Source organism: Pseudomonas sp. 22526 (genome assembly GCF_052044735.1).
GTDB classification, from domain to species: Bacteria; Pseudomonadota; Gammaproteobacteria; order Pseudomonadales; family Pseudomonadaceae; genus Aquipseudomonas; species Aquipseudomonas piscium.
Map to the genome: position 1 here is coordinate 102,617 of NZ_JBQENK010000003.1, position 21,512 is coordinate 124,128.

Genomic DNA, 21,512 nt, shown 5'->3' on the forward strand with positions numbered 1-21,512 from the left:
TATTTCGGTTGCGTGTCCTATCCCGAGGGCTTTTTGCTCGAGGCTGCTTGATATTCCGAACAGCCGGAGCCTATTTTGTACGGGTCGCCGTTCTCGGCTCGTACAACAACAAGGATTGAGTCATGACAACCGATGGCCGCAGTTCACTCGCACAGCGATTGACGGGCATTGACGAGATTGAATGTGTCACTCCGGATCTGAACGGCGTGCCACGGGGCAAGGTGATGACCGCCGAGGGTTTCCTCGAAGGGCGGCGTCTGCAGATGGCTCGCGGGGTACTGCTGCAATGCATCATGGGCGGTTATCCTCCCGCGCGTTTCTACGGCAGTGACGACGGCGACCTGGCGCTCAATGCCGACCCGCAACAGATTCATCGCCTGCCCTGGAGCTCGCAGCCGCGCGCGCTGGCAATTTGCGACGCGGACGAACTGAGCGGCGAAAGCTCGCGCCTTTCCACCCGCGGCCAGCTCAAACAGGTCATCGCGCGGTACGCCGCTCGCGGCCTGGCGCCGGTGGTGGCGACTGAGCTGGAGTTCTTCGTGTTCGCTCCCAATACCGATCCGACCCAGCCTTTCCAGCCACCTATTGGCCTGGACGGTCGTCGCGAAGACGGGCATTCGGCGTTCAGCGTCAGCTCCAACAACGGTTTGCGGCCGTTCTTCAGTGAGGTCTACGCCTGCATGGCGGCACTGGGCCTGCCGCGCGATACCTTCATGCATGAAATGGGCGTCAGCCAGTTCGAGATCAATCTGCTGCACGGCGATCCGCTGCTGCTGGCCGACCAGACCTTCCTGTTCAAGCACCTGCTCAAGGAAGTGGCGCTCAAGCATGACCTGACCGTGGTGTGCATGGCCAAGCCGCTGGCGCACACGCCGGGCAGTTCGATGCATATTCACCAGAGCCTGGTCGAGTCGGCCAGCGGACGTAACGTGTTCAGCGACGAGGCTGGAGAACCGACCGCAATGTTCCGCCACTTCATTGGCGGGCTGCAGGCGGGCATGGCGGATTTCACTGCGCTGTTCGCACCGAACGTCAACTCCTACCAGCGCCTGTGCCATCCTTACGCCTCGCCGAACAATGCCTGCTGGTCCCATGACAATCGGGCGGCGGGTCTGCGCATTCCGGCCAGCTCGCCAGTGGCGCGGCGGGTCGAGAACCGCTTGCCGGGCGCCGATGCCAACCCGTATCTGGCGATCGCCGCGAGCCTGGCGGCCGGTTTGCACGGCATCGAAAACGAGCTGGAGCCGACGCCGGCGATTCAGGGTGAATTTGCCGTGCCGGACAGTTTATCTTTGCCTTGTACCTTGCATGCCGCTCTCGAGCGTCTGAAACGTAGCCAGTTGGCCAAGGAATTGTTCGGCAATGAGTTCGTCGAAGGTTACCTCGCTTCGAAGACCATGGAGTTGACCAGTTTCTTTGATGAAATAACTCCCTGGGAGCGGCGTGTTTTAGCGGCCCAGGCTTAACCGAACCGTCGCAGTCGGGCTATCTGTCCAGATGGCTCGACGCTCAATTCAAGGAGCCGCTCGGAACGCCGATGCGCCAAATCTGGAAATCCTTTCGAGCGCTTTATTTCGCCTCGCTGATGATGTTGATCGGCTCGGGCTTACTCAGTACCTACCTGGCGTTGCGCCTGGCCGCCGATCATGTCGACGGGTTGTGGGTGGGCGCCTTGATGGCGGCCAACTATTTCGGCCTGGTGCTGGGCGGCAAGATTGGCCACCGCCTGATTGCCCGGGTCGGCCATATCCGTGCCTACGCCACCTGTGCCGGGATCGTCGGCGCGGCGGTGCTGGGGCACGGCCTGGTGGACTGGTTGCCGGCCTGGCTGGTGCTGCGGATGATCGTCGGCCTGGGCATGATGTGCCAGTACATGGTCATCGAAAGCTGGCTCAACGAGCAGGCTGACGTCAAGCAGCGCGGGCTGGTGTTCAGCGGCTACATGATCGCCTCGTATCTGGGGCTGGTCCTGGGGCAACTGATTCTGGTCATGCACCCGGCCCTCGGGCCTGAATTGCTGATGCTGGTGGCCCTGTGTTTTGCCCTGTGCCTGGTACCGGTGGCCATGACCCGACGCATTCACCCGGCGCCTTTGCATCCGGCGCCCATGGAGCCGCGCTTCTTTATCAAGCGCGTTCCGCAGTCACTGAGCACGGTGCTCGGGTCGGGGCTGATCGTCGGCTCGTTCTATGGTCTGGCGCCGCTGTATGCATCCCAGCAGGGCTTGAGTACCGAGCAGGTCGGCCTGTTCATGGGCAGCTGCATTTTTGCCGGGCTGGTGGTGCAGTGGCCGCTGGGGTGGTTGTCCGACCGTTACGACCGGGCCCTGCTGATTCGCTGCTTTGCCTGCTTCCTGGCAGTGGCAGCCTTGCCGTTGGCGATTCTGCCTCAGGTGCCGCTGGAGGTGCTGTTCGCCCTGGGATTCCTGTGTTCGCTGGTGCAGTTCTGCCTGTACCCGCTGGCGGTGGCGTTTTCCAACGACCATGTCGAAGGCGATCGGCGGGTCTCCTTGACCGCTATGCTGCTGGTGACCTATGGCGTCGGGGCCAGTATCGGGCCGTTGGTGGCGGGGGTGCTGATGAAGCTGTTCGGCAGCCAGATGCTCTATGCGTTCTTCAGCTTTTTTGCCCTGGTACTGGTCTGGCGCATCCGGCCGAAAGCCGTGACCAACCTGCATCAGGTCGACGATGCGCCGCTGCATCACGTGGCGATGCCGGACAGCATGTCCAGTTCGCCGTTGGTGGCCGCGCTCGATCCGCGGGTCGACGAGCAGGTGGTGCAGGATCAGATGCAGCAGAGCAGCACGCCGGAAGCCGAACCCCCGGTCGCGACCGAAGATGCTGCGGATGAAGTTGAGGGGTCGGTAGGGAAGCCGGATGATTCCGGGGCGGATCAGTTCAGTGGGGCCAGGCCCTAGAAACGAAAAACGGGCAGTCGCCGCAAGGGACTGCCCGTTTTTTATCGACCCGCGAGTCTCAGAGGTCGTCTTTGTCGAAGCGCCGGGCTTCGCGTTGCAACTGGTAGACGAAGCGCTCGACCTGGCGTTGAACCAGACCGCTCATGTTATGGAAGCGCACGCCGGCGAAAGTCGTGTCGATCTTCTCTTCGTGGTGCAGGTAACGCAGTTCCACCGGAGCAGTCATGCTGCCGAAGGGCAGGGCGGCGATAAAACGCTCGTAGACCTGGCCCAGTTGCAGGCGGCTGGAGATGTCGCCATCGAAACGCAGCTTGCAGCCGGTAGCGGAGATATCCAGCAGTTTGCCGGCGATCGGCGCCTTGAGTTTTTCGCCGCCCAGTTCGATGTTGACCAGTTGGGCCAGCTTCAGGGCAGCGCGAAAGGCATTGCGGCGCTGGTGATAGACCACTTCGTCCGGCAGGGTGCCGCGGTAGCAGCGTCCGCCATTGGATTCGTCGATTGTCGGGATGCCGTTGCTTTCCCAGGCGATGCGCACGCCGTCGTGAAAGCCTTCGACGCGAAACGGTTCGCCGGCGAGCATGAAGCGTTCGCCATCGCGAGGGATCATTTCGTCCAGGGCGATCATGTTGCTGTCGCGATCGACCTCGACCAGATAGCTTTGGAAGCGCTGGCTGCGTTCGTGGAAAGTGATGATCAGCGGGTCATGGCTGTCTTGCAGCAAGCGCAGCGTGGAGTTGATTTCCAAGGGGGTGGTGAGCACCTTGGGTGGCTGCGGCGCATCTTCTGCGTTTACGGCATTGAACACGGTTCATCAATCTCCAGACAAAATACGACTACACGCAAGAGCCAGCATTTTGCCAGCATGTTCCGCGACTTGATAGGGCGCGCTCATCTCTGGGGTCAAGCCTGGCTAAGCGGGCGAGGCTTGGCCAGCTTGGCGGTTGAGCCGCGGGCATCATAGAGGGCTGGAGGCTCGCCACCGGTGAGAATTTTCAATTGATTGGCGGTGGTGGCCTGTTGAACCTGGATCGAACGACCGTTGAGTTCGTTCGCCGCCTGGCAATCGGCAAGCATCTGGGTCAGCACATCGCTCTGGGCCAGCAACTGGTCGCCAATCGAGGAATGGCTGGCCAGTTGTTCCAGGCCGGCGCGGCTGACAGGCAGATTCAGGCTGGCGAGGATTTCGCTGCGTTTGCGGCCATGCTGCTCGAGCAAAATGATCAGGGCTTGCTTCTGCGCGAGAATCTCTTCCAGCAGCGGCATGTCGCGACCGTGCAGGGCGAGGGATTCGGTGTGCAGCAATTCCAGCAATTGTTGAGCTGGAGCAAAGTCGTCAGTGATCAGTTGCAGCAAATTAGTGTCGTGCATGTATGGCCTTGGGTTTTAAGCGTCCAAAAAACTGGCGCAGGCCTTATTGGCTAGCGCTGGGCTTCGAAATTGAGCAGTTTGCTGGCTACACGGTTGCTGTCGACTTTATAGCTGCCATCGGCAATCGCTTGCTTCAACTCGGCCACGCGGGCGTTGTCGACGGCAGGCTGGTCGCGCAGCTTGTCAGTGATCTTCTGCAACTGTTGAGCCTCATTGCTGAGGTGTACCGACTCCCCGCTGGTGCTGGCCTGTTCGGCCGGAGCGTTCAGCGGCGCGGACTTGTCGGCGTCGCCGGTTTCCTTGCTGGCGCTGGTGCGCGTGCTGCCGGTGAGTGAGGGAGAGCTGTTTAAACGGCTGAAATCGATGACCATGGTAAAAAAACCTCTGGGTATTTGGACGCTTGACTTGTTTTCGGCAATACCCCGGAAAACTTTAGGCTCAAATATCGATAAGCCCGCACGCGCCGCTGTTGCCCTGCATGGGCCACAGTTTAGGGGGCAACAGTGCACAGCGCCAGTCGTCTACATCGCGACTTCCACCTGTCCCGGCGCGGTGATCCGCGCTTTGATGACCCGTTGTGAATTGAGGTTCTTGACCCGTATCTGCTCGCTCATGCCGCCATTGGACAGGGCTTCGCCGGGCATTTTCACGTTCAGCGTGCCGCTGCGGGCGGAGATCACCACCTGATCGCCCTTGCGCACCACTTCCGCCTGTTCCAGGTGAACCAGGGTGACGAGTTGGTCGGCGACCATTGGTCGGACAAGCTTCTGCCCGATGGCCTGGTCCACTGAAGTCAGATAGCCCTGGCTGATCTGGCCGATATCGCGCTCGCGTAGTATCACGTCGTCGGGGCTGATGATGCCGGCGCGCTTGAGTGGCCGGGTGGTGGTCACCACTTCGCGGAACAGCTTGACCTGGGCGGGCACGAACACGGTCCAGGGCGAGGCGCCGTCGCAGCGGACGCGAACGGTCACGCGTCCCAGCGGTTGCGCCGGGCTTTCCAGGGTCGCTGTCAATTCCTTGTCGCAGTGCGGCATGCGCAGCCGCGGGTCGAGCTGATTGACCTGGATCTCGTAGCGCCCAGGCGTTTGACTGGTTGCCAGATAGTCTTCTACGGTGAATTCAAGAAACCCCTGAGTGACGCCGATAAGTAGATCAGGCAGGGTTACCGAGTCAGCAACGGCAGGATGGCCAGGGTTTAAAAGAAACAAAGCCGACAGCCCGTACAGCAATCTGCGGTAGTTTGATATCAGGCGTCGGGAAAATGTCGTTTTGGCGTTCATAACAGTTAAAAAGCAAGCGCCGTGCCGTTTAGCGATGAGCGCGCGTCGGATCTTAAGCTTTGGGGAGTCTGGGCATGGCTGGTGTAATGGATTCGGTGAACCAGCGCACGCAACTGGTAGGGCAGAATCGCCTTGAGCTGCTGTTGTTCCGTCTCGACGGGCAGCAGCTCTATGGGATCAACGTGTTCAAGGTTCGGGAGGTGCTGCAATGCCCCAAACTGACGTTGATGCCCAAATCCAGTCCTGTGGTGTGCGGTGTCGCGAATATTCGAGGGGCGACCATTCCGATCCTGGACCTGGCGATGGCCACCGGTTCGGGCGGGCTGCAGGATCTGAGCAACCCCTTTGTCATCATCACTGAGTACAACACCAAGACCCAGGGGTTTCTGGTGCGCTCGGTCGAGCGCATCGTCAACATGAACTGGGAGGAGATCCATCCGCCACCCAAGGGGACGGGGCGCGATCACTACCTGACGGCGGTGACGCGGGTCGACAATCAGTTGGTGGAAATCATCGACGTCGAGAAGGTGCTGGCCGAGGTCGCGCCGACGCCCGAGACCATTTCGGTGGGCGTGGTGGATGTCGAGACTCAGCACAAGGCTGTTTCACTGCGGGTGCTGACGGTCGATGACTCGTCAGTGGCGCGCAAGCAGGTCACGCGTTGCCTGCAGACCGTGGGGGTCGAAGTGGTGGCCCTGAACGATGGCCGGCAAGCGCTGGACTACCTGCGCAAGCTGGTCGACGAGGGCAAGAAGCCTGAAGAAGAGTTTCTGATGATGATCTCCGACATCGAGATGCCGGAGATGGATGGCTACACCCTCACGGCCGAAATACGCAACGATCCACGCATGCAAAAGCTGCATATCATCCTGCATACTTCGTTGTCAGGTGTATTCAATCAGGCGATGGTGAAGAAGGTCGGTGCCGATGACTTCCTTGCCAAGTTTCGTCCTGATGACCTGGCATCCCGGGTTGTCGACCGGATCAAAGCAGCAGATAACAGCTAGGGATATCCATCCCTGGCGGTCACACGATTTAAGAGGCGGCATCATTGTCTACGGGTAATTTGGATTTCGAACAGTTCCGGGTGTTCCTGGAAAAAGCCTGTGGGATCTTGCTGGGCGAGAACAAGCAATATCTGGTGTCGAGCCGTCTCAACAAACTGATGGAACAGCAAGGCATCAAGTCCCTCGGGGAGCTGGTTCAGCGCATTCAGACCCAGCCGCGCAGCGGTTTGCGGGAGATGGTGGTCGATGCCATGACCACCAACGAAACCCTGTGGTTTCGCGATACCTATCCATTCGAGGTGTTGAAGAACAAGGTCTTGCCGGAAGCGATCAAGGCCAGCCCCAACCAGCGCTTGCGCATCTGGTCGGCGGCCTGTTCCTCGGGTCAGGAACCCTATTCGTTGTCCATGTCGATCGATGAGTTCGAGAAGGTCAACATGGGGCAACTGAAGATGGGGGTGCAGATCGTTGCCACCGACCTGTCCGGGACCATGCTGAACAACTGCAAGACCGGCGAGTACGACAGCCTGGCGATTGGTCGCGGTTTGTCGGCCGACCGCCTGCAGCGTTATTTCGACCCCAAGGGGCCGGGACGCTGGGTGGTCAAGGCGCCGATCAAGAGCCGGGTCGAGTTCCGCTCGTTCAACCTGCTGGACAGCTATGCCAGTCTGGGCAAGTTCGACATCGTGTTCTGCCGCAATGTGCTGATCTACTTCTCCGCCGAGGTGAAGAAGGACATCCTGATGCGCATTCACAGCACTCTGAAACCGGGTGGTTACCTGTTTCTCGGGGCTTCCGAAGCGCTCAATGGATTGCCCGACCACTACCAGATGGTCCAGTGCAGCCCTGGGATCATTTACCAGGCGAAGTAAGATTGTCGTTGTTGAAAAGAGAGGCCTTCGGGCCTCTTTTTTTGTGCCCGTGACTCCGCCGGCGGCGCAGGGCGGCAATCACGACATTGCCGCTTTGCTGACGTTTCGCGGAAATGCCTTGCCGCTTTTCTGGCATTGCCGCTTTGCCGCTGCCGGCAAAGCCTTGATTTACGGGGTTCGAGCACTTGGCACGCAGCTTGCTATGTCCAGCTTACGAAAAATCTGGTCGAAGGTTTCCCGACATGAGCATCAGCTTCGATAAAGCGCTCGGCATTCATGAGCAGGCCCTTGGCTTTCGCGCCAAGCGTGCCGAGGTGCTGGCCAACAACATCTCCAACGCCGACACCCCGAACTACAAGGCTCGGGATCTGGATTTCTCCGCCGTGCTCGCCGAGCAGAACGAGAAAGCCAAGAACGGCACCTTTGCCCTGAACATGACCAACAGCCGGCACATCGAAGCCGAAGGCATGAGCAGCGGCAACGAGTCGTTGCTGTATCGCACGCCGATGCAGCCGTCGATCGACCAGAACACCGTGGATGCCCAACTGGAACAGTCGAACTATGCCGAGAACTCGGTGAACTTCCAGGCCAGCTTCACGCTGCTCAACAGCAAATTCAAAGGGCTGGTGTCAGCCCTGCGCGGAGAGTAATCCATGTCCCTCGCCAGTGTTTTCAATATTGCCGGTAGCGGCATGAGTGCCCAGACCACTCGCTTGAACACCGTCGCCAGTAACATCGCCAACGCCGAGACGGTCTCTTCGAGCATCGACCAGACCTACCGTGCGCGCCATCCGGTATTCGCCACCATGTTCCAGGGTGCGCAAAGCGGTGGCAGCGAGTCGCTGTTCCAGAACCAGGACGCGGCCGGTCAGGGCGTTCAGGTGCTGGGTGTGGTCGAGGACCAGAGCAACCTCGAGGCGCGTTACGAGCCTAACCATCCGGCCGCTGACGCCAAGGGGTATGTCTACTACCCCAACGTCAACGTGGTGGAAGAAATGGCCGACATGATTTCCGCCAGCCGCTCGTTCCAGACCAACGCAGAAATGATGAACACCGCCAAAACCATGATGCAGAAGGTCCTGACCCTCGGTCAGTGATAAGGGGCGACTCAGATGAGTGTTACCGATACCACCAGTGGCCTGACGCTCAAGGAGATCCTTGCGAACTCCTCGAAGAAGACCCCGACCACCAGCAATGACGGCCTGGCGGCGGCCACCAATAGCGTCAAGGGCAAAAATGAGCTGGGCAAGGACGCGTTCCTGAAGCTGCTGGTGACCCAGCTGAAAAACCAGAACCCGCTGGACCCGCAGGACAACAGTGCGTTCGTTGCCCAGTTGGCGCAGTTCTCCACCCTGGAAGGGATCACCACCCTCAATACCTCGGTGAACTCCATCACTGGCAACTACAAGTCGTCCCAGGCCCTGCAGGCTTCGTCCCTGGTGGGGCGTTCGGTGATCGTCCAGACCGGTACCACCCAGGTCGATACCACCAAGAGCATGACCGGTTCGGTGACTGTGCCTACCGGCGTCAGCGGTGTCACCGTGACCATCACCGACAAGGATGGCAAGGCGGTCAAGACCATCGACCTGGGGAGTCAGAAGGCCGGCAGCACCAGCTTCGTCTGGGACGGCACCAAGACCGACGGTACCAAGGCCGATCCGGGCAACTACAGCTTCAAGGCCAGCACAAAGATCGATGGCAAGGCGACCGACCTGGTCACTTACCTGCCTGCGACGGTCAACAGCGTCACCATCAGCCAGACCGGCGGTGAGCTGATGTTGAACCTCGCAGGACTGAGCAGCCCCGTGGCGCTCTCCAAAGTTCAAACCATTGGTATCTAGAGCCGACTAACGCGGCACAAGGAGTGGAATATGTCTTTTAATATTGGCCTTAGCGGTCTCTATGCTGCCAACAAGCAACTGGACGTGACCGGCAACAACATCGCCAACGTGGCGACCACCGGCTTCAAATCGTCCCGTGCCGAATTCGCCGACGTCTACTCGGCCACCAAGCTGGGCACCGGCAGCAAGACCATTGGTAATGGCGTGCGCCTGGCCAACGTTTCCCAGCAGTTCGGCCAGGGCGACGTGAACAACACCGGCAACGTACTGGACATGGGTATCCAGGGTTCGGGTTTCTTCGTGCTGAGCGACAACGGCTCGCTGACCTACACCCGCGCCGGTACCTTCAAGACCGACAAGGACGGCTACATCACCAACACCGATGGCACCGCCCGCCTGCAAGGTTACGCGGTCGATGGCAATGGCAAGATCGTCAACGGCGTGCTGACCGACCTGCGTATCGACACCTCGAACCTGTCGCCGAAGTCCACCAGTTCGGTATCCTCGACCATCAACCTGAACTCCACCGAAAAGGTCATTGACCAGAGCGTGACAGGTTTTGCCTTCGATCCGACCAAGGTGGAAACCTACACCAAGCAGTTCAGCACACCGATCTATGACAGCCAGGGCAACGAGCACAAGCTGGACCAGTACATGGTGAAAACCGGTGCCAACACCTGGAAGACCTACACTCTGGTCGATGGTCGCAACCTCGATGGCTCCGCTCCGACCACTACCGGCGCTACGGCTCCAGTCGCATCGACCATGAGTTTCGACTCTGCCGGCAAACTGGTTTCGGTCATCACTCCGCCTGCCACTACGCCTAATCCGGGCAACAACCTGACCCTGGCGGGCTGGGTGCCTGGCACTGTGACCAACGGTACGTGGACAGCCAACGGTGCCAGCGCCAATGCTGGCGGCGTGACCATCTCCATGACCAGCACCACTCAGTTCAACGCCGATACCGCGCGTTCGCTGCCGGTGCAGGACGGTTACGCCACTGGCCAGATCACCAACCTGACCATCGACGGTACCGGTACCCTGTTCGCCAACTTCAGCAACAGCCAGAACAAGGCCATCGGCCAGATCTCCCTGGCCAGCTTCACCAACGAACAAGGCTTGCAGCCGGTAGGCGGCACCAGTTGGAGAGAAACCTACGCTTCGGGCGTACCGGGCTACGATGCTCCTGAAACCGGTACCCTGGGTTCGATCGTGTCCAACTCCCTGGAAGAATCGAACGTCAACCTGACCAACGAGCTGGTGGACCTGATCAAGGCCCAGAGCAACTACCAGGCGAACGCCAAGACCATCTCCACCCAGAGCACCATCATGCAGACCATTATCCAGATGACCTGATAATGGCTGGCTGACAGCGCTAAAAAAAGCCCCTCACCGCAGGGGCTTTTTTGTGCCTGCAGAGTTCATCGACCCCCGGCCCGCTTCTGTAGGAGCGAAGCTTGCTCGCGATGATGCGCAGGTGGCGCGTTTGTCGCGGCTGTCGAACCCTAAGGGGTTGTATCCAACTGGGGGGGCGTAAAGACGGGCGTTTCTGGTAAGTCGTGCGCAACAGGTTTGCGAGGACTTCGTCCTCGAACGCAGCCTCGCGGGCTCGGCAGCGGCTACAGGGCTGTGGCTTTTTCCCAGGCAAAAGAAAACCCCCGGCAGGCCAGGGGCCTGTCGGGGGTTCGGATAAGCGCCGGGGGAGGCGCCTATCGGCTCAGCTTATTGGCAAGCTTCGCAATCCGGCTCGTCGATGGCGCAAGCCTTCGGCACTGGAGCAGGACCGGCTGGAGCGGCCAGGACCGAGTCGTCACCGTGGTTGCCGCCGCTGGAAACAGCGTTCAGCTTGCCGGTGTTGATGGTCGACTTCTCGGTGCTGGTCGCGGCCAGGGCACGGAGGTAGTAAGTGGTTTTCAGGCCACGGTACCAGGCCATGCGGTAGGTCACGTCGAGCTTCTTGCCCGAAGCGCCGGCGATGTAGAGGTTCAGCGACTGAGCCTGGTCGATCCACTTCTGGCGGCGGCTGGCGGCGTCGACGATCCACTTGGTTTCCACTTCGAAGGCAGTCGCGTAGAGCTCTTTGAGTTCTTGCGGGATGCGCTCGATCTGCTGCACGGAACCGTCGTAGTACTTCAGGTCGTTGATCATGACCGAGTCCCACAGGCCGCGAGCCTTGAGGTCGCGAACCAGGTAGGGGTTGATCACGGTGAATTCGCCCGACAGGTTCGATTTCACATACAGGTTCTGGTAGGTCGGTTCGATCGACTGCGATACGCCGGTGATGTTGGCGATGGTCGCGGTCGGAGCGATGGCCATGATGTTGGAGTTACGAATACCTTTCTGTACACGGGCGCGCACCGGTGCCCAGTCCAGGGTTTCGTTCAGGTCGACATCGATGTACTTCTGGCCACGGGCTTCGATCAGGATCTGTTGCGAATCCAGCGGCAGGATGCCTTTGGACCACAGCGAGCCCTGGAACGTCTCGTAGGCGCCACGCTCGTCGGCCAGGTCGCAGGACGCCTGGATCGCGTAGAAGCTCACCGCTTCCATGGACTTGTCGGCGAAGTCGACGGCAGCGTCGGAACCGTAAGGGATGTGCTGCAGGTACAGCGCGTCCTGGAAGCCCATGATGCCCAGACCGACCGGACGGTGCTTGAAGTTGGAGTTCTTCGCCTGCGGTACCGAGTAGTAGTTGATGTCGATCACGTTATCGAGCATGCGCACGGCGGTGTTCACGGTGCGTTGCAGCTTGGCGGTGTCCAGCTTGCCGTCGACGATGTGGTTCGGCAGGTTGATCGAGCCCAGGTTGCAAACGGCGATCTCGTCCTTGTTGGTGTTCAAGGTGATCTCGGTGCACAGGTTCGAGCTGTGGACCACGCCCACGTGCTGCTGCGGGCTGCGCAGGTTGCACGGGTCCTTGAAGGTCAGCCAAGGGTGGCCGGTTTCGAACAGCATGGACAGCATCTTGCGCCACAGGTCTTTGGCCTGGATGGTCTTGAACAGCTTGATCTTGCCGTATTCGCACAGGGCTTCGTAGTACTCGTAGCGCTCTTCGAAGGCCTTGCCGGTCAGGTCGTGCAGGTCCGGCACTTCCGATGGCGAGAACAGGGTCCACTTGCCGTCGTCGAAGACGCGCTTCATGAACAGGTCAGGGATCCAGTTGGCGGTGTTCATGTCGTGGGTACGACGACGATCGTCACCGGTGTTCTTGCGCAGCTCGATGAACTCTTCGATGTCCATGTGCCAGGTTTCCAGGTAGGCACATACAGCGCCTTTGCGCTTGCCACCCTGGTTCACGGCTACGGCGGTGTCGTTGACCACTTTCAGGAAGGGCACGACGCCCTGGGACTTGCCGTTGGTGCCCTTGATGTAGGAACCCAGCGCACGCACCGGAGTCCAGTCGTTGCCCAGGCCGCCGGCGAATTTCGACAGCATGGCGTTGTCGTGGATGGCGCCGTAGATGCCCGACAGGTCGTCCGGCACGGTGGTCAGGTAGCAGCTCGACAGCTGTGGACGCAGGGTACCGGCGTTGAACAGGGTCGGGGTCGAAGCCATGTAGTCGAAGGACGACAGCAGGTTGTAGAACTCGATGGCACGGTCTTCTTTCTGCTTCTCTTCGATCGCCAGGCCCATGGCCACGCGCATGAAGAAGATCTGCGGCAGTTCGAAACGCACGCCGTCCTTGTGGATGAAGTAACGGTCGTACAGGGTCTGCAGGCCCAGGTAGGTGAACTGCTGGTCGCGCTCGTGGTTGATCGCCTTGCCGAGTTTTTCCAGGTCGAAGTCAGCCAGCACAGGGTTCAGCAGTTCGAACTCGATACCTTTGGCGACGTAGGCCGGCAGTGCCTTGGCGTACAGGTCGGCCATCTCGTGGTGAGTGGCGCTCTCGGCCACTTCCAGGAAGCTCAGGCCTTCGGCGCGCAGGGTGTCCATCAGCAGGCGGGCGGTCACGAACGAGTAGTTCGGCTCGCGCTCTACCAGGGTGCGCGCGGTCATCACCAGGGCGGTGTTGACGTCCTTGAGCGCTACGCCGTCGTAGAGGTTCTTCAGGGTTTCGCGCTGGATCAGGTCGCCGTCGACTTCTTCCAGGCCTTCGCAGGCTTCGGTGACGATGGTGTTCAGGCGGCCCATGTCCAGAGGCGCGAAGCTGCCGTCGGTGCGGGTGATACGGATCGATGGGTGAGCCTGCACCGGCTCTTCGCTTGGTGTGCGGGTGGCGCGTTCTTTGGCGCGCGAGTCACGGTAGATCACGTAGTCGCGGGCAACTTTCTGCTCGCCGGCACGCATCAGGGCCAGTTCGACCTGGTCCTGGATCTCTTCGATGTGGATGGTGCCGCCCGAAGGCATGCGACGCTTGAAGGTGGCGGTGACCTGTTCGGTCAGGCGAGCGACGGTGTCGTGGATTCGCGACGAAGCGGCAGCGGTGCCGCCTTCAACTGCGAGAAACGCTTTGGTGATGGCGACGGTGATTTTGTCATCGGTATAAGGAACGACAGTGCCGTTACGCTTGATCACTCGCAGTTGGCCAGGCGCGGTGGCAGACAGATCCAGGTTGGAATCGGCAGCCTGCGGCGCTTTGGCCTGCGGGTTCTCGCGAGTTGTGTCGGTTTGCATGGGTGTCTCCACGTTCTCTATGTTTGTTTGGGCACCCTTTGGGTGCCCACCGTTCCGTCCTGAAGCACTACAACCGGCGCACGCCGGGCATAACGACTTCGGGACAGTTCAGGAAGGGGGGCTGTTGGCGCCGCTTCCATGCCGAAGTCATAGGTCGCGAGCCAGTGGCTCGTGACCGTATTCCTGATGGGTGACAGTCATGTACTGCAACACCCGTACCGTTTTCCTTGCCGTGGGCTGGAAAACCGCAGCCATCCGCACGCGCGGTTTGGCTTCTGAAAATCCGATTGGTTCCACCAAACGAGTGCAAGAAAAGCGCTTGAGTTTCTTGTCTGATTTGTGTTTGGTTTTTGGCCTGAAACCCTAGATGTAGGGTTTTTTTGCGGCCGAGCTACAAGATAATGCGTTTTTGGGGGTGATTGCAACGCACAGCCTGTGGATAAGGTTGTGCGTAAATTGTGTATGAAGCAGGTAAACCTCACGCAGGCCGCAGCAGGGCTGGATCCTACCGTTTGTCACTGTTTTTTACCCTGCAAAACTGCCCGGGGCGGATTTTTGCGGGCGCGAACCCTATCACAAAAAAACGCCTTTACCGAGCGCATTCAGCGCCTTGTGTTCACGGCCTTTGCCGTTGCTACAATCGGGCCTTCGATACATCGTTTTATCCATTTCACATTACAAAAAGACGGGCGGATTCTTCCTGAGCCCCTATCTGGCAAGCAGAGGTCACTGTGGAGCAAGAAGCGTGGCAGATATTGATCGTCGAGGACGATCAGCGACTGGCCGAGTTGACCTGTGAATATCTGCAGAGCAACGGACTGCGCGTCGCCATCGAGGGCAATGGTGCCCTGGCCGCGGCGCGGATCATTGCCGAACAACCCGATCTGGTGATCCTCGACCTGATGCTGCCCGGTGAGGATGGCCTGAGCATTTGCCGCAAGGTCCGCGATCGTTATGACGGGCCGATCCTGATGCTGACCGCGCGCACCGACGACATGGACCAGGTGCTGGGGCTGGACACCGGTGCCGACGATTACGTGTGCAAGCCGGTCCGCCCACGTCTGTTGCTGGCCAGGATCCAGGCCCTGTTGCGGCGCAGCGAGCCCGTGGAAGGCGCCGCGCCGGAGAAATCCCGGCGCCTGCAATTCGGCCCGCTGGTGGTGGACAGCGCCTTGCGCGAAGCCTGGCTGCACGATGCCGGTATCGAGTTGACCAGCGCCGAGTTCGACCTGCTCTGGCTGCTGGTGGCCAACGCCGGGCGCATTCTGTCCCGCGAGGAAATCTTCACCGCCCTGCGCGGCATCGGCTATGACGGCCAGGACCGTTCCATCGATGTGCGCATTTCGCGGATCCGCCCGAAAATCGGCGACGACCCGGAACACCCGCGGCTGATCAAGACCATCCGCAGCAAGGGTTATCTGTTCGTCCCCGAAGCCGCTGCCGACCTGTTGCCGTGAACTCCATATTCCTGCGCATCTACGGTGGCATGTGCGCTGCCCTGATTCTGGTGGCGCTGTTGGGTGTGCTGGCGCTGCACCTGCTCAACCAGGTGCGCAGCGAGCAATACCGCGAGCGCCTGGCCCACGGCACGTTCTCGCTGATGGCCGACAACCTGCAACCCATGAGCGAAATCGAGCGCCGCCGTGCCCTGGCGGTGTGGGAGCGCTTGTTGGGTATTCCGCTGACCCTGCAAACCTTCACCCAGACCGGCCTCGACCTCGGGCAGCGCAACCGGGTGCTGCGTGGCCAGGCCCTGGTGGAGCAGACCGGGCCTTACGCGGCGCGGGTCTATCGTCTGGTCAGCGAGCGGGAACAACTGTTGCTGACCGGTGAGGTGCAGCAGATCAGCGAGCAGCTGGCGCGGGCCACTATCTATTTGCTGGCCGACGAGTTGGTGCGCTTTCCAGTGGCCGAGCAGCCGGAACGCCTGGCGGCGCTGAAAAAGGACAAGGGCTTCGGCTTCGATATGCACCTGGTCACCCAGGACGACGCGGACATGGACGAGGACCAGCGCCGCCGGGTTTCCGAAGGCGATACGGTGATGGCCCTGGGCAAGGGCGGCGACTCGATCCGGGTGTTCGCGGGCATGGTGGGTACGCCCTGGGTGCTGGAAATCGGCCCGCTGTACCAGATGAATCCCTACCCACCGCAGTGGCTGGTATTGATCGCGGTGCTGGGCCTGAGCCTGATCGGCCTGATCGTCTATTTATTGGTACGTCAGCTGGAGCGACGCTTGCGTGGCCTGGAGTCGGCGGCCACGCGCATTGCCAAGGGCAGCCTGGAAGCCCGGGTGCCGGCCGGTGGCGCCGACTCCGTGGGGCGGCTGGCGGCGGCCTTCAACGGCATGGCCGAGCACTTGCAGCGCTTGCTGGCGATCCAGCGCGAGCTGGTGCGCGCGGTGTCCCACGAGTTGCGCACGCCGGTGGCGCGCCTGCGCTTCGGCCTGGAGATGATCGGCTCGGCGACGACGCCCCAGGCCCGGGACAAGTATATGGAGGGCATGGACAACGATATCCAGGACCTCGACCGGCTGGTGGACGAAATGCTCACCTATGCGCGGCTGGAGCAGGGTTCGCCGGCGCTGAACTTCCAGCGCATCGATCTGGATGCCCTGATCAACCAGGTGATCAGCGAGCTGGCGCCGTTGCGGGCGCAGGTCAAGGTGCAGCGCGGTTCGTGCCTGTCCGCGGCGGATTGCGATGGCGCCTGGGTCGAGGCCGAGCCGCGCTATCTGCATCGGGCGTTGCAGAACCTGGTGAGCAACGCCATGCGCCACGCCGAGTCGCAGGTGCTGGTCAGTTACCAGGTGGGGCAGATGCGTTGCCGGGTCGACGTCGAGGACGATGGCCCGGGGGTTCCGGAAAGCGCCTGGGAGCGGATCTTTACCCCGTTCCTGCGCCTGGATGACAGCCGTACCCGCGCTTCGGGCGGTCACGGCCTGGGCTTGTCGATCGTGCGGCGGATCATTCACTGGCACGACGGCCGGGCGTTGATCAGCAGGAGCAAGACCCTCGGCGGCGCCTGCTTCAGCTTGAGTTGGCCACGGCATCAGGATAAAGGTTGAGGGCTTGCGCTCAGGTTCAGCCGGGCATCAAGCCCGGATGCTGACCAGACTCAGCAGTTGTCCGTCTTGTAGCGCAAATTGCGCGTCCAGCTCGCTGCCACTGCGCCATTCGCTGGACAGGTCGGTCAGCAGGCGCAGGCGGATCTGGCCGCTGGCCGTCCACTCCAGCACTTCGGCGTGTTCGAAATAGAAGCGTCGCTGGACGATCGGGTACAGCGCCTTGAACAGGCTTTCCTTCACCGAAAAGGTCAGGGTGACCCAGAGCGCCAGTTGCTCCCGTGGGGCGGCGGCCATGCGCTGCATTTCGGCCGGGATGAGGATTTCTCCCGCCAGGCGTTCCGCCCGTTCGGTGTTGAGCAGGTTCTCCAGGTCCATGCCCAGCCCGCGCCAATGCTCCTTGCGCGCGACGATCGCCGCGGCACGCCCGGTGCTGTGGGTGATCGAGCCGCTGATGTGCGCCGGCCAGACTGGCGCCCGGTCCTCGCCGATCGGCGGAATGCAGTCCAGGCCGTCCAGGCGTTGCAGAGCGGCGCGGGCGCAGAAGCGCCCGGCGAGAAACTCGGCCTGCCGTTTTGCCACCGAACGTTGAATGCTTGCGGGCGGCTCGATGGCGCTGAGTTGGAAGTCGTCGCTGGCCAGGCGCGAAGCATCGAAATGGGTGCCGAGCAGGACGGTGTCCGGCAGGGCGTCGGGCAGCGGCCACTGGTCGTCGAGTGGGGTGCAGCAGGCGGGGAGAGTAGGGATGAGATTCATGCCAGGCATTTTGCCGGGTTGTAAGGCTGGAGGGTAGCCTGGCAACTGTCGGCCTTGATGCCGCTGTCCCGGGAGTTGAGGCCCCCCCGGGGCGGTCGGTGGGGGATCAGTCGAACAGTTTCTTGAAGAGCGCCTGCATGTCCGCCCATGAGCGTTCATCGGCGGCCTTGTTGTAGCCGATGTCCAGCCCGCCATGTTCGCCGTGGCTCATGCGGTCGGCATCCGGATTGCTGAAGCTGTGTTTGGCGCCCTCGAGGTTGACGAACTGGTAGTCGGCGCCGGCCTTGTCCATTTCTGCCTTGAAGGCGCTGACGTTATCGGCGGTGACCATGCTGTCGAGGGCGCCGTGTTCGACCAGGATTTTCGCCTTGACGCTGCCCGGGGTGGCCGGGGTGTTGGTGACCAGGGCGCCATGGAAACTCACCACCCCCAGTAGAGGCAGGCCCTGGCGCGCTGCATCCAGCACCACCTTGCCGCCGAAGCAGTAGCCGATCGCGGCCAGCTTGTCCGGGTCGGTCTGCGGTTGTTTCTTCAGCAAATCGAGCCCGGCCTTGAAGCGCGCGCTGGCGGCGGCACTGTCTTTCGAGGCGGCCTGCATGAAGGCCATGGCGTCTTTCGGGTGCTCGGTGTTCTTGCCGTCGCCGTACATATCGATGGCCAGGGCGCTGTAGCCCAAGGCCGCTAGGTCCCGGGCCCGGCGTTTGGCGTAGTCGTTCAGGCCCCACCATTCATGCACCACTACCACTCCGGGACGTGGCCCTTGCAGGCTGTCGTCATAGGCGTAGTAGCCGATGAACCGGGTGCCGTCAGGGCTCTGATAGGGGATTTCCTGGGTCTTGATGGCTGCCTGGCTCAAGCCGCAGAAAGCCAACAACAAGCAAGCGAAAAGCGCGCGCATGGTCCGTTCTCCTTTAAAAGACTGCCAGACAGCCGAGTCGATTTGATTCAGCCGAGGTTCAGAGTGTGTTCAGGGGGAGTTCAGGGCGGGGTCGGTAGTCTGGCCCCGTACCCAAAAACACATAGCGAATGAGGAAACACCCCCATGACTACTTTCAAGAAGATGATCCTGGCCTTCACTGTTCTCGGCGCCAGCGCTGTCGTCCAGGCCGCCGACAGCAACTTCGCCAGCCTTACCTACGGCCAGACCAGCGACAAGGTCAAGAAGTCCAGCCTGCTCAACAGCAACCTGAACAACCCGAACGCCGACGGTGTGATCGGCAAGGACAACACCTGGGGCGTGCGCCTGGGTCAGCAGAATGACCAGCACCGCTACTACGCCACCTACGACAATGTCTCCGGTTCCCACAATGGCATTAAACTGCGCCAGGAAAACCTGCTCGGCAGCTACGATGTGTTCCTGCCAGTGACCAGCAGCACCAAGCTGTTCGGCGGCGGTACCGCGGGCCTGACCAAGCTGACCCAGGATTCCCCAGGCTTCAGCCGCGACAGCGACATCGGTTATGCCGTTGGCGTGCAGGCCGGTGTCCTGCAGCAGGTTTCACAGAACACTTCGGTCGAACTGGGTTACCGTTACCTGCGCAGCAATGCCAGCACCGAGATGAGCGAGCGCAGTGGCAGCAAGCAGGGTTCGCTGAGCCTGACCAGCAGCGCCCAGACCTACCTGTCGGCCAACTACGCTTTCTAACATTCCGTCCTGGTTCTGACCGCGCCGGATCTGCCAAGGCAGGATCCGGCGTTGCCATATATACGATCAGGGCACCTGAGTGCCCTTGGAGATGTCGAATTTTGCCTGGGAGAGCCGCATGAAACTGCTCGTCGTTGAAGATGAGGCGCTGCTGCGCCATCACTTGCAAACCCGCCTCACGGACAGCGGCCATGTGGTCGAGTCCGTGGCCAATGCCGAGGAGGCGCTGTATCAGACCGAGCAGTTCAACCATGACCTGGCGGTGATCGACCTGGGCCTGCCGGGCATGGGCGGGCTGGACCTGATCCGCCAGCTGCGCTCGCGGGGCAAGGCGTTTCCGATCCTGATCCTGACGGCTCGCGGCAACTGGCAGGACAAGGTCGAAGGGCTGGCCGCCGGCGCCGACGACTATGTGGTCAAGCCCTTCCAGTTCGAGGAACTGGACGCGCGCCTGAATGCGCTGCTGCGCCGCTCCAGCGGGTTCACTCAATCGACCATCATCGCCGGCCCGCTGCTGCTCGACCTGAATCGCAAGCAGGCCTCGCTCGACGAACAACCGCTGGCGCTGACCGCCTACGAATACCGGATTCTCGAGTACCTCATGCGCCACCATCAACAGGTGGTGGCCAAGGACAGGTTGATGGAACAGCTGTACCCGGACGATGACGAGCGCGATCCGAACGTGATCGAAGTGCTGGTCGGCCGCCTGCGGCGCAAGCTGGAAGGCCCTTCGGGCTTCAAGCCCATCGATACCGTGCGTGGCCTGGGTTACCTGTTCAACGAGCGCTGCCGATGATCCGATCGTTACGCCTGCGCCTGATGCTGGCGGCCACGACGCTGGCGGTGTTGTTCATGCTGGCGTTGTTGCCGGCCATGCAAGGCGCGTTCAGCCTGGCGCTGCAGGATTCCATCGAGCAGCGCCTGGCCTCCGACGTGACCACGCTGATCTCGGCGGCCCGGGTCGAGAGCAATCACCTGCAAATGCCGGCGCAACTGCCGGATGAGCGTTTCAACCTGACCGACAGCCGCCTCCTGGGCTACATCTATGACCGGGAGGGGCGGCTGGTCTGGCGTTCCAAGGCGACCCAGGAAGAGAACATCAACTACAAGCCGCGTTATGACGGGCGCGGCAACGAGTTTGCGCGTATCCGCGAAGCCAACGGCCAGGAGTTTTTCGTCTACGACGTCGAGGTCAAGCTGCTGGGCGGTAAAAGCGCGGCGTTCAGCATCGTCGCCTTGCAGCCGGTGCGTGAGTACCAGTTGACCCTGGAAGGGGTGCGGGAAAACCTTTACCTAGGTTTCGGCGCCGCCTTGCTGGTGCTCCTGGCGCTGCTCTGGCTCGGCTTGACCTGGGGCCTGCAGGCCTTGCGCCGGCTGAGCCAGGAGCTGGACGAAATCGAAAGCGGTACCCGGGAAAGCCTCAGCGAAGAACATCCGCGCGAGCTGTTGCGCCTGACTGGTTCGTTGAACCGTCTGTTGCACAGCGAGCGCGAGCAACGCAGCCGTTATCGCGATTCCCTGGACGATCTGGCCCATAGCCTGAAAACCCCGCTGACGGTGCTGCAAGGGGTCAGCGAAGACATGGCCCTGCGCCCGCAGGACCGCGAACAGGCCTGGGTGCTGCAGACCCAGATCGAACGCATGAGCCAGCAGATCAGCTACCAGTTGCAGCGTGCCAGCCTGCGCAAGAGCGGCCTGGTGCGGCACCAGGTGCGTCTGCGTCCGGTGCTGAAAAGCCTGTGCGACACCCTGGACAAGGTCTATCGCGACAAACAGGTACGGGTTTCGTTCGACCTGCCGGAGCGCTGCTATGTGCCGATCGAGCATGGGGCCTTGCTCGAATTGCTGGGCAACCTGCTGGAGAACGCCTATCGCCTGTGCCTGAGCGAAGTGCGCATCAGTGTCCGCCAAGACCTCCACGGCGCGCAGTTGTGTGTCGAGGACGACGGGCCGGGCGTGCCGCCGGATCAGCGGGCGCGGATTCTCCAGCGTGGCGAACGGCTGGATCGCCAGCATCCGGGGCAGGGGATCGGCCTGGCGGTGGTCAAGGACATCATCGACAGCTACGGCGCCCAGCTGACCCTTGGAGACTCGGCCCTGGGCGGGGCGGCGTTCCGCATTCTCTTCCCGGCGATTTGACCGGCGCGC

21 protein-coding genes are annotated in these 21,512 nt (G+C 61.3%); 14 read left to right on the forward strand and 7 right to left on the reverse strand.

Annotated features, from left to right (window positions below; genetic code table 11):
* Window positions 1–224: 224 nt before the first annotated feature.
* Together ACTJKT_RS05245 and ACTJKT_RS05250 are read left to right on the forward strand one after the other, a co-directional pair.
* Window positions 225–1,466: a glutamine synthetase family protein gene (locus tag ACTJKT_RS05245; protein WP_440786588.1), complete on the forward strand. Its 1,242-nt coding sequence runs from the start codon at window positions 225–227 to the stop codon at window positions 1,464–1,466.
* A gap of 71 nt (window positions 1,467–1,537) precedes the next feature.
* Complete coding sequence (locus tag ACTJKT_RS05250; RefSeq protein WP_440786417.1) at window positions 1,538–2,917, forward strand: MFS transporter; 1,380 nt, start codon at window positions 1,538–1,540, stop codon at window positions 2,915–2,917.
* A 58-nt stretch (window positions 2,918–2,975) separates the two neighbouring features.
* Here ACTJKT_RS05250 and ACTJKT_RS05255 read toward each other — a convergent pair whose 3' ends face one another.
* From ACTJKT_RS05255 to flgA, 4 genes are all read right to left on the reverse strand, one after another.
* On the reverse strand, window positions 2,976–3,722 hold the full coding sequence (locus tag ACTJKT_RS05255; protein WP_025805701.1) for a flagellar brake protein: 747 nt from the start codon (window positions 3,720–3,722) through the stop codon (window positions 2,976–2,978).
* Window positions 3,723–3,817: 95 nt separating this feature from the next.
* A complete protein-coding gene (locus ACTJKT_RS05260) occupies window positions 3,818–4,285 on the reverse strand; it encodes a flagella synthesis protein FlgN (protein ID WP_440786418.1) in 468 nt (155 codons plus the stop codon).
* 50 nt (window positions 4,286–4,335) lie between these two features.
* Window positions 4,336–4,656 carry a flagellar biosynthesis anti-sigma factor FlgM gene (gene flgM / locus ACTJKT_RS05265; RefSeq protein ID WP_009045139.1) on the reverse strand — a complete coding sequence of 107 codons (321 nt, stop codon included), beginning with the start codon at window positions 4,654–4,656 and terminating at the stop codon, window positions 4,336–4,338.
* A gap of 150 nt (window positions 4,657–4,806) precedes the next feature.
* Window positions 4,807–5,568, reverse strand: coding sequence for a flagellar basal body P-ring formation chaperone FlgA (flgA, locus tag ACTJKT_RS05270; RefSeq protein ID WP_440786419.1), 762 nt, complete (start codon window positions 5,566–5,568; stop codon window positions 4,807–4,809).
* A 74-nt stretch (window positions 5,569–5,642) separates the two neighbouring features.
* Here flgA and ACTJKT_RS05275 point away from each other — a divergent pair, with 74 nt between their 5' ends.
* The 6 genes from ACTJKT_RS05275 to flgE all read left to right on the forward strand — a co-directional run bounded on the left by ACTJKT_RS05275 (window position 5,643) and on the right by flgE (window position 10,644).
* Window positions 5,643–6,575 (forward strand): chemotaxis protein CheV, encoded by a 933-nt coding sequence (locus ACTJKT_RS05275; RefSeq protein WP_007921626.1) that lies wholly within the window; start codon window positions 5,643–5,645, stop codon window positions 6,573–6,575.
* Window positions 6,576–6,619: 44 nt separating this feature from the next.
* Window positions 6,620–7,447 carry a protein-glutamate O-methyltransferase CheR gene (cheR, locus tag ACTJKT_RS05280; protein ID WP_440786420.1) on the forward strand — a complete coding sequence of 276 codons (828 nt, stop codon included), beginning with the start codon at window positions 6,620–6,622 and terminating at the stop codon, window positions 7,445–7,447.
* 242 nt (window positions 7,448–7,689) lie between these two features.
* Window positions 7,690–8,097, forward strand: coding sequence for a flagellar basal body rod protein FlgB (flgB, locus tag ACTJKT_RS05285; RefSeq protein ID WP_097304695.1), 408 nt, complete (start codon window positions 7,690–7,692; stop codon window positions 8,095–8,097).
* A gap of 3 nt (window positions 8,098–8,100) precedes the next feature.
* Entirely contained in the window at window positions 8,101–8,544 is a 444-nt protein-coding gene (flgC, locus tag ACTJKT_RS05290; protein ID WP_007921629.1) for a flagellar basal body rod protein FlgC, read from the forward strand.
* A 15-nt stretch (window positions 8,545–8,559) separates the two neighbouring features.
* The gene (gene flgD / locus ACTJKT_RS05295; protein WP_097304694.1) at window positions 8,560–9,288 is read left to right on the forward strand and encodes a flagellar hook assembly protein FlgD; all 729 of its coding nucleotides are present in this window, start codon (window positions 8,560–8,562) and stop codon (window positions 9,286–9,288) included.
* A gap of 30 nt (window positions 9,289–9,318) precedes the next feature.
* Window positions 9,319–10,644 (forward strand): flagellar hook protein FlgE, encoded by a 1,326-nt coding sequence (gene flgE / locus ACTJKT_RS05300; RefSeq protein ID WP_440786421.1) that lies wholly within the window; start codon window positions 9,319–9,321, stop codon window positions 10,642–10,644.
* Window positions 10,645–11,010: 366 nt separating this feature from the next.
* Here the strand turns inward: flgE and ACTJKT_RS05305 are convergent, their stop codons facing one another.
* Window positions 11,011–13,902, reverse strand: coding sequence for a ribonucleoside-diphosphate reductase subunit alpha (locus ACTJKT_RS05305; RefSeq protein WP_097304692.1), 2,892 nt, complete (start codon window positions 13,900–13,902; stop codon window positions 11,011–11,013).
* 199 nt (window positions 13,903–14,101) lie between these two features.
* On the opposite strand from ACTJKT_RS05305, the gene ACTJKT_RS05310 reads away from it, so the two are divergent.
* From ACTJKT_RS05310 to ACTJKT_RS05320, 3 genes are all read left to right on the forward strand, one after another.
* A complete protein-coding gene (locus ACTJKT_RS05310; RefSeq protein WP_155274260.1) occupies window positions 14,102–14,269 on the forward strand; it encodes a hypothetical protein in 168 nt (55 codons plus the stop codon).
* Between the two features lie 364 nt (window positions 14,270–14,633).
* On the forward strand, window positions 14,634–15,359 hold the full coding sequence (locus ACTJKT_RS05315; RefSeq protein ID WP_097304691.1) for a winged helix-turn-helix domain-containing protein: 726 nt from the start codon (window positions 14,634–14,636) through the stop codon (window positions 15,357–15,359).
* Entirely contained in the window at window positions 15,356–16,966 is a 1,611-nt protein-coding gene (locus ACTJKT_RS05320) for an ATP-binding protein (protein ID WP_038576785.1), read from the forward strand. The genes ACTJKT_RS05315 and ACTJKT_RS05320 overlap by 4 nt, the downstream gene beginning before the upstream one ends.
* A 27-nt stretch (window positions 16,967–16,993) precedes the next feature.
* Here the strand turns inward: ACTJKT_RS05320 and ACTJKT_RS05325 are convergent, their stop codons facing one another.
* Both ACTJKT_RS05325 and ACTJKT_RS05330 read right to left on the reverse strand, forming a co-directional pair.
* The gene (locus tag ACTJKT_RS05325) at window positions 16,994–17,719 is read right to left on the reverse strand and encodes a 4'-phosphopantetheinyl transferase family protein (protein ID WP_440786422.1); all 726 of its coding nucleotides are present in this window, start codon (window positions 17,717–17,719) and stop codon (window positions 16,994–16,996) included.
* A 106-nt stretch (window positions 17,720–17,825) separates the two neighbouring features.
* Window positions 17,826–18,617: a dienelactone hydrolase family protein gene (locus ACTJKT_RS05330; RefSeq protein WP_440786423.1), complete on the reverse strand. Its 792-nt coding sequence runs from the start codon at window positions 18,615–18,617 to the stop codon at window positions 17,826–17,828.
* A gap of 144 nt (window positions 18,618–18,761) precedes the next feature.
* On the opposite strand from ACTJKT_RS05330, the gene ACTJKT_RS05335 reads away from it, so the two are divergent.
* The 3 genes from ACTJKT_RS05335 to ACTJKT_RS05345 all read left to right on the forward strand — a co-directional run bounded on the left by ACTJKT_RS05335 (window position 18,762) and on the right by ACTJKT_RS05345 (window position 21,503).
* Window positions 18,762–19,364 carry a hypothetical protein gene (locus ACTJKT_RS05335; protein ID WP_007931772.1) on the forward strand — a complete coding sequence of 201 codons (603 nt, stop codon included), beginning with the start codon at window positions 18,762–18,764 and terminating at the stop codon, window positions 19,362–19,364.
* Window positions 19,365–19,482: 118 nt separating this feature from the next.
* Window positions 19,483–20,160, forward strand: a complete 678-nt coding sequence (locus tag ACTJKT_RS05340) for a response regulator (RefSeq protein ID WP_007931776.1) — start codon at window positions 19,483–19,485, stop codon at window positions 20,158–20,160.
* Window positions 20,157–21,503, forward strand: a complete 1,347-nt coding sequence (locus tag ACTJKT_RS05345) for an ATP-binding protein (protein WP_440786424.1) — start codon at window positions 20,157–20,159, stop codon at window positions 21,501–21,503. The genes ACTJKT_RS05340 and ACTJKT_RS05345 overlap by 4 nt, the downstream gene beginning before the upstream one ends.
* Window positions 21,504–21,512 lie beyond the last annotated feature (9 nt).

Coding starts and splice junctions, on each gene's coding strand:
- ACTJKT_RS05330 (WP_440786423.1), bottom strand. CDS start 18,617: ATGCGCGCGCTTTTCGCTTGCTTGTTGTTGGCTTTCTGCGGCTTGAGC.
- flgM (WP_009045139.1), bottom strand. CDS start 4,656: ATGGTCATCGATTTCAGCCGTTTAAACAGCTCTCCCTCACTCACCGGC.
- flgE (WP_440786421.1), top strand. CDS start 9,319: ATGTCTTTTAATATTGGCCTTAGCGGTCTCTATGCTGCCAACAAGCAA.
- ACTJKT_RS05325 (WP_440786422.1), bottom strand. CDS start 17,719: ATGAATCTCATCCCTACTCTCCCCGCCTGCTGCACCCCACTCGACGAC.
- ACTJKT_RS05250 (WP_440786417.1), top strand. CDS start 1,538: ATGCGCCAAATCTGGAAATCCTTTCGAGCGCTTTATTTCGCCTCGCTG.
- flgB (WP_097304695.1), top strand. CDS start 7,690: ATGAGCATCAGCTTCGATAAAGCGCTCGGCATTCATGAGCAGGCCCTT.
- ACTJKT_RS05260 (WP_440786418.1), bottom strand. CDS start 4,285: ATGCACGACACTAATTTGCTGCAACTGATCACTGACGACTTTGCTCCA.
- flgC (WP_007921629.1), top strand. CDS start 8,101: ATGTCCCTCGCCAGTGTTTTCAATATTGCCGGTAGCGGCATGAGTGCC.
- ACTJKT_RS05340 (WP_007931776.1), top strand. CDS start 19,483: ATGAAACTGCTCGTCGTTGAAGATGAGGCGCTGCTGCGCCATCACTTG.
- ACTJKT_RS05310 (WP_155274260.1), top strand. CDS start 14,102: ATGTACTGCAACACCCGTACCGTTTTCCTTGCCGTGGGCTGGAAAACC.
- ACTJKT_RS05335 (WP_007931772.1), top strand. CDS start 18,762: ATGACTACTTTCAAGAAGATGATCCTGGCCTTCACTGTTCTCGGCGCC.
- ACTJKT_RS05275 (WP_007921626.1), top strand. CDS start 5,643: ATGGCTGGTGTAATGGATTCGGTGAACCAGCGCACGCAACTGGTAGGG.
- ACTJKT_RS05305 (WP_097304692.1), bottom strand. CDS start 13,902: ATGCAAACCGACACAACTCGCGAGAACCCGCAGGCCAAAGCGCCGCAG.
- ACTJKT_RS05345 (WP_440786424.1), top strand. CDS start 20,157: ATGATCCGATCGTTACGCCTGCGCCTGATGCTGGCGGCCACGACGCTG.
- ACTJKT_RS05245 (WP_440786588.1), top strand. CDS start 225: ATGACCGCCGAGGGTTTCCTCGAAGGGCGGCGTCTGCAGATGGCTCGC.
- flgA (WP_440786419.1), bottom strand. CDS start 5,568: ATGAACGCCAAAACGACATTTTCCCGACGCCTGATATCAAACTACCGC.
- flgD (WP_097304694.1), top strand. CDS start 8,560: ATGAGTGTTACCGATACCACCAGTGGCCTGACGCTCAAGGAGATCCTT.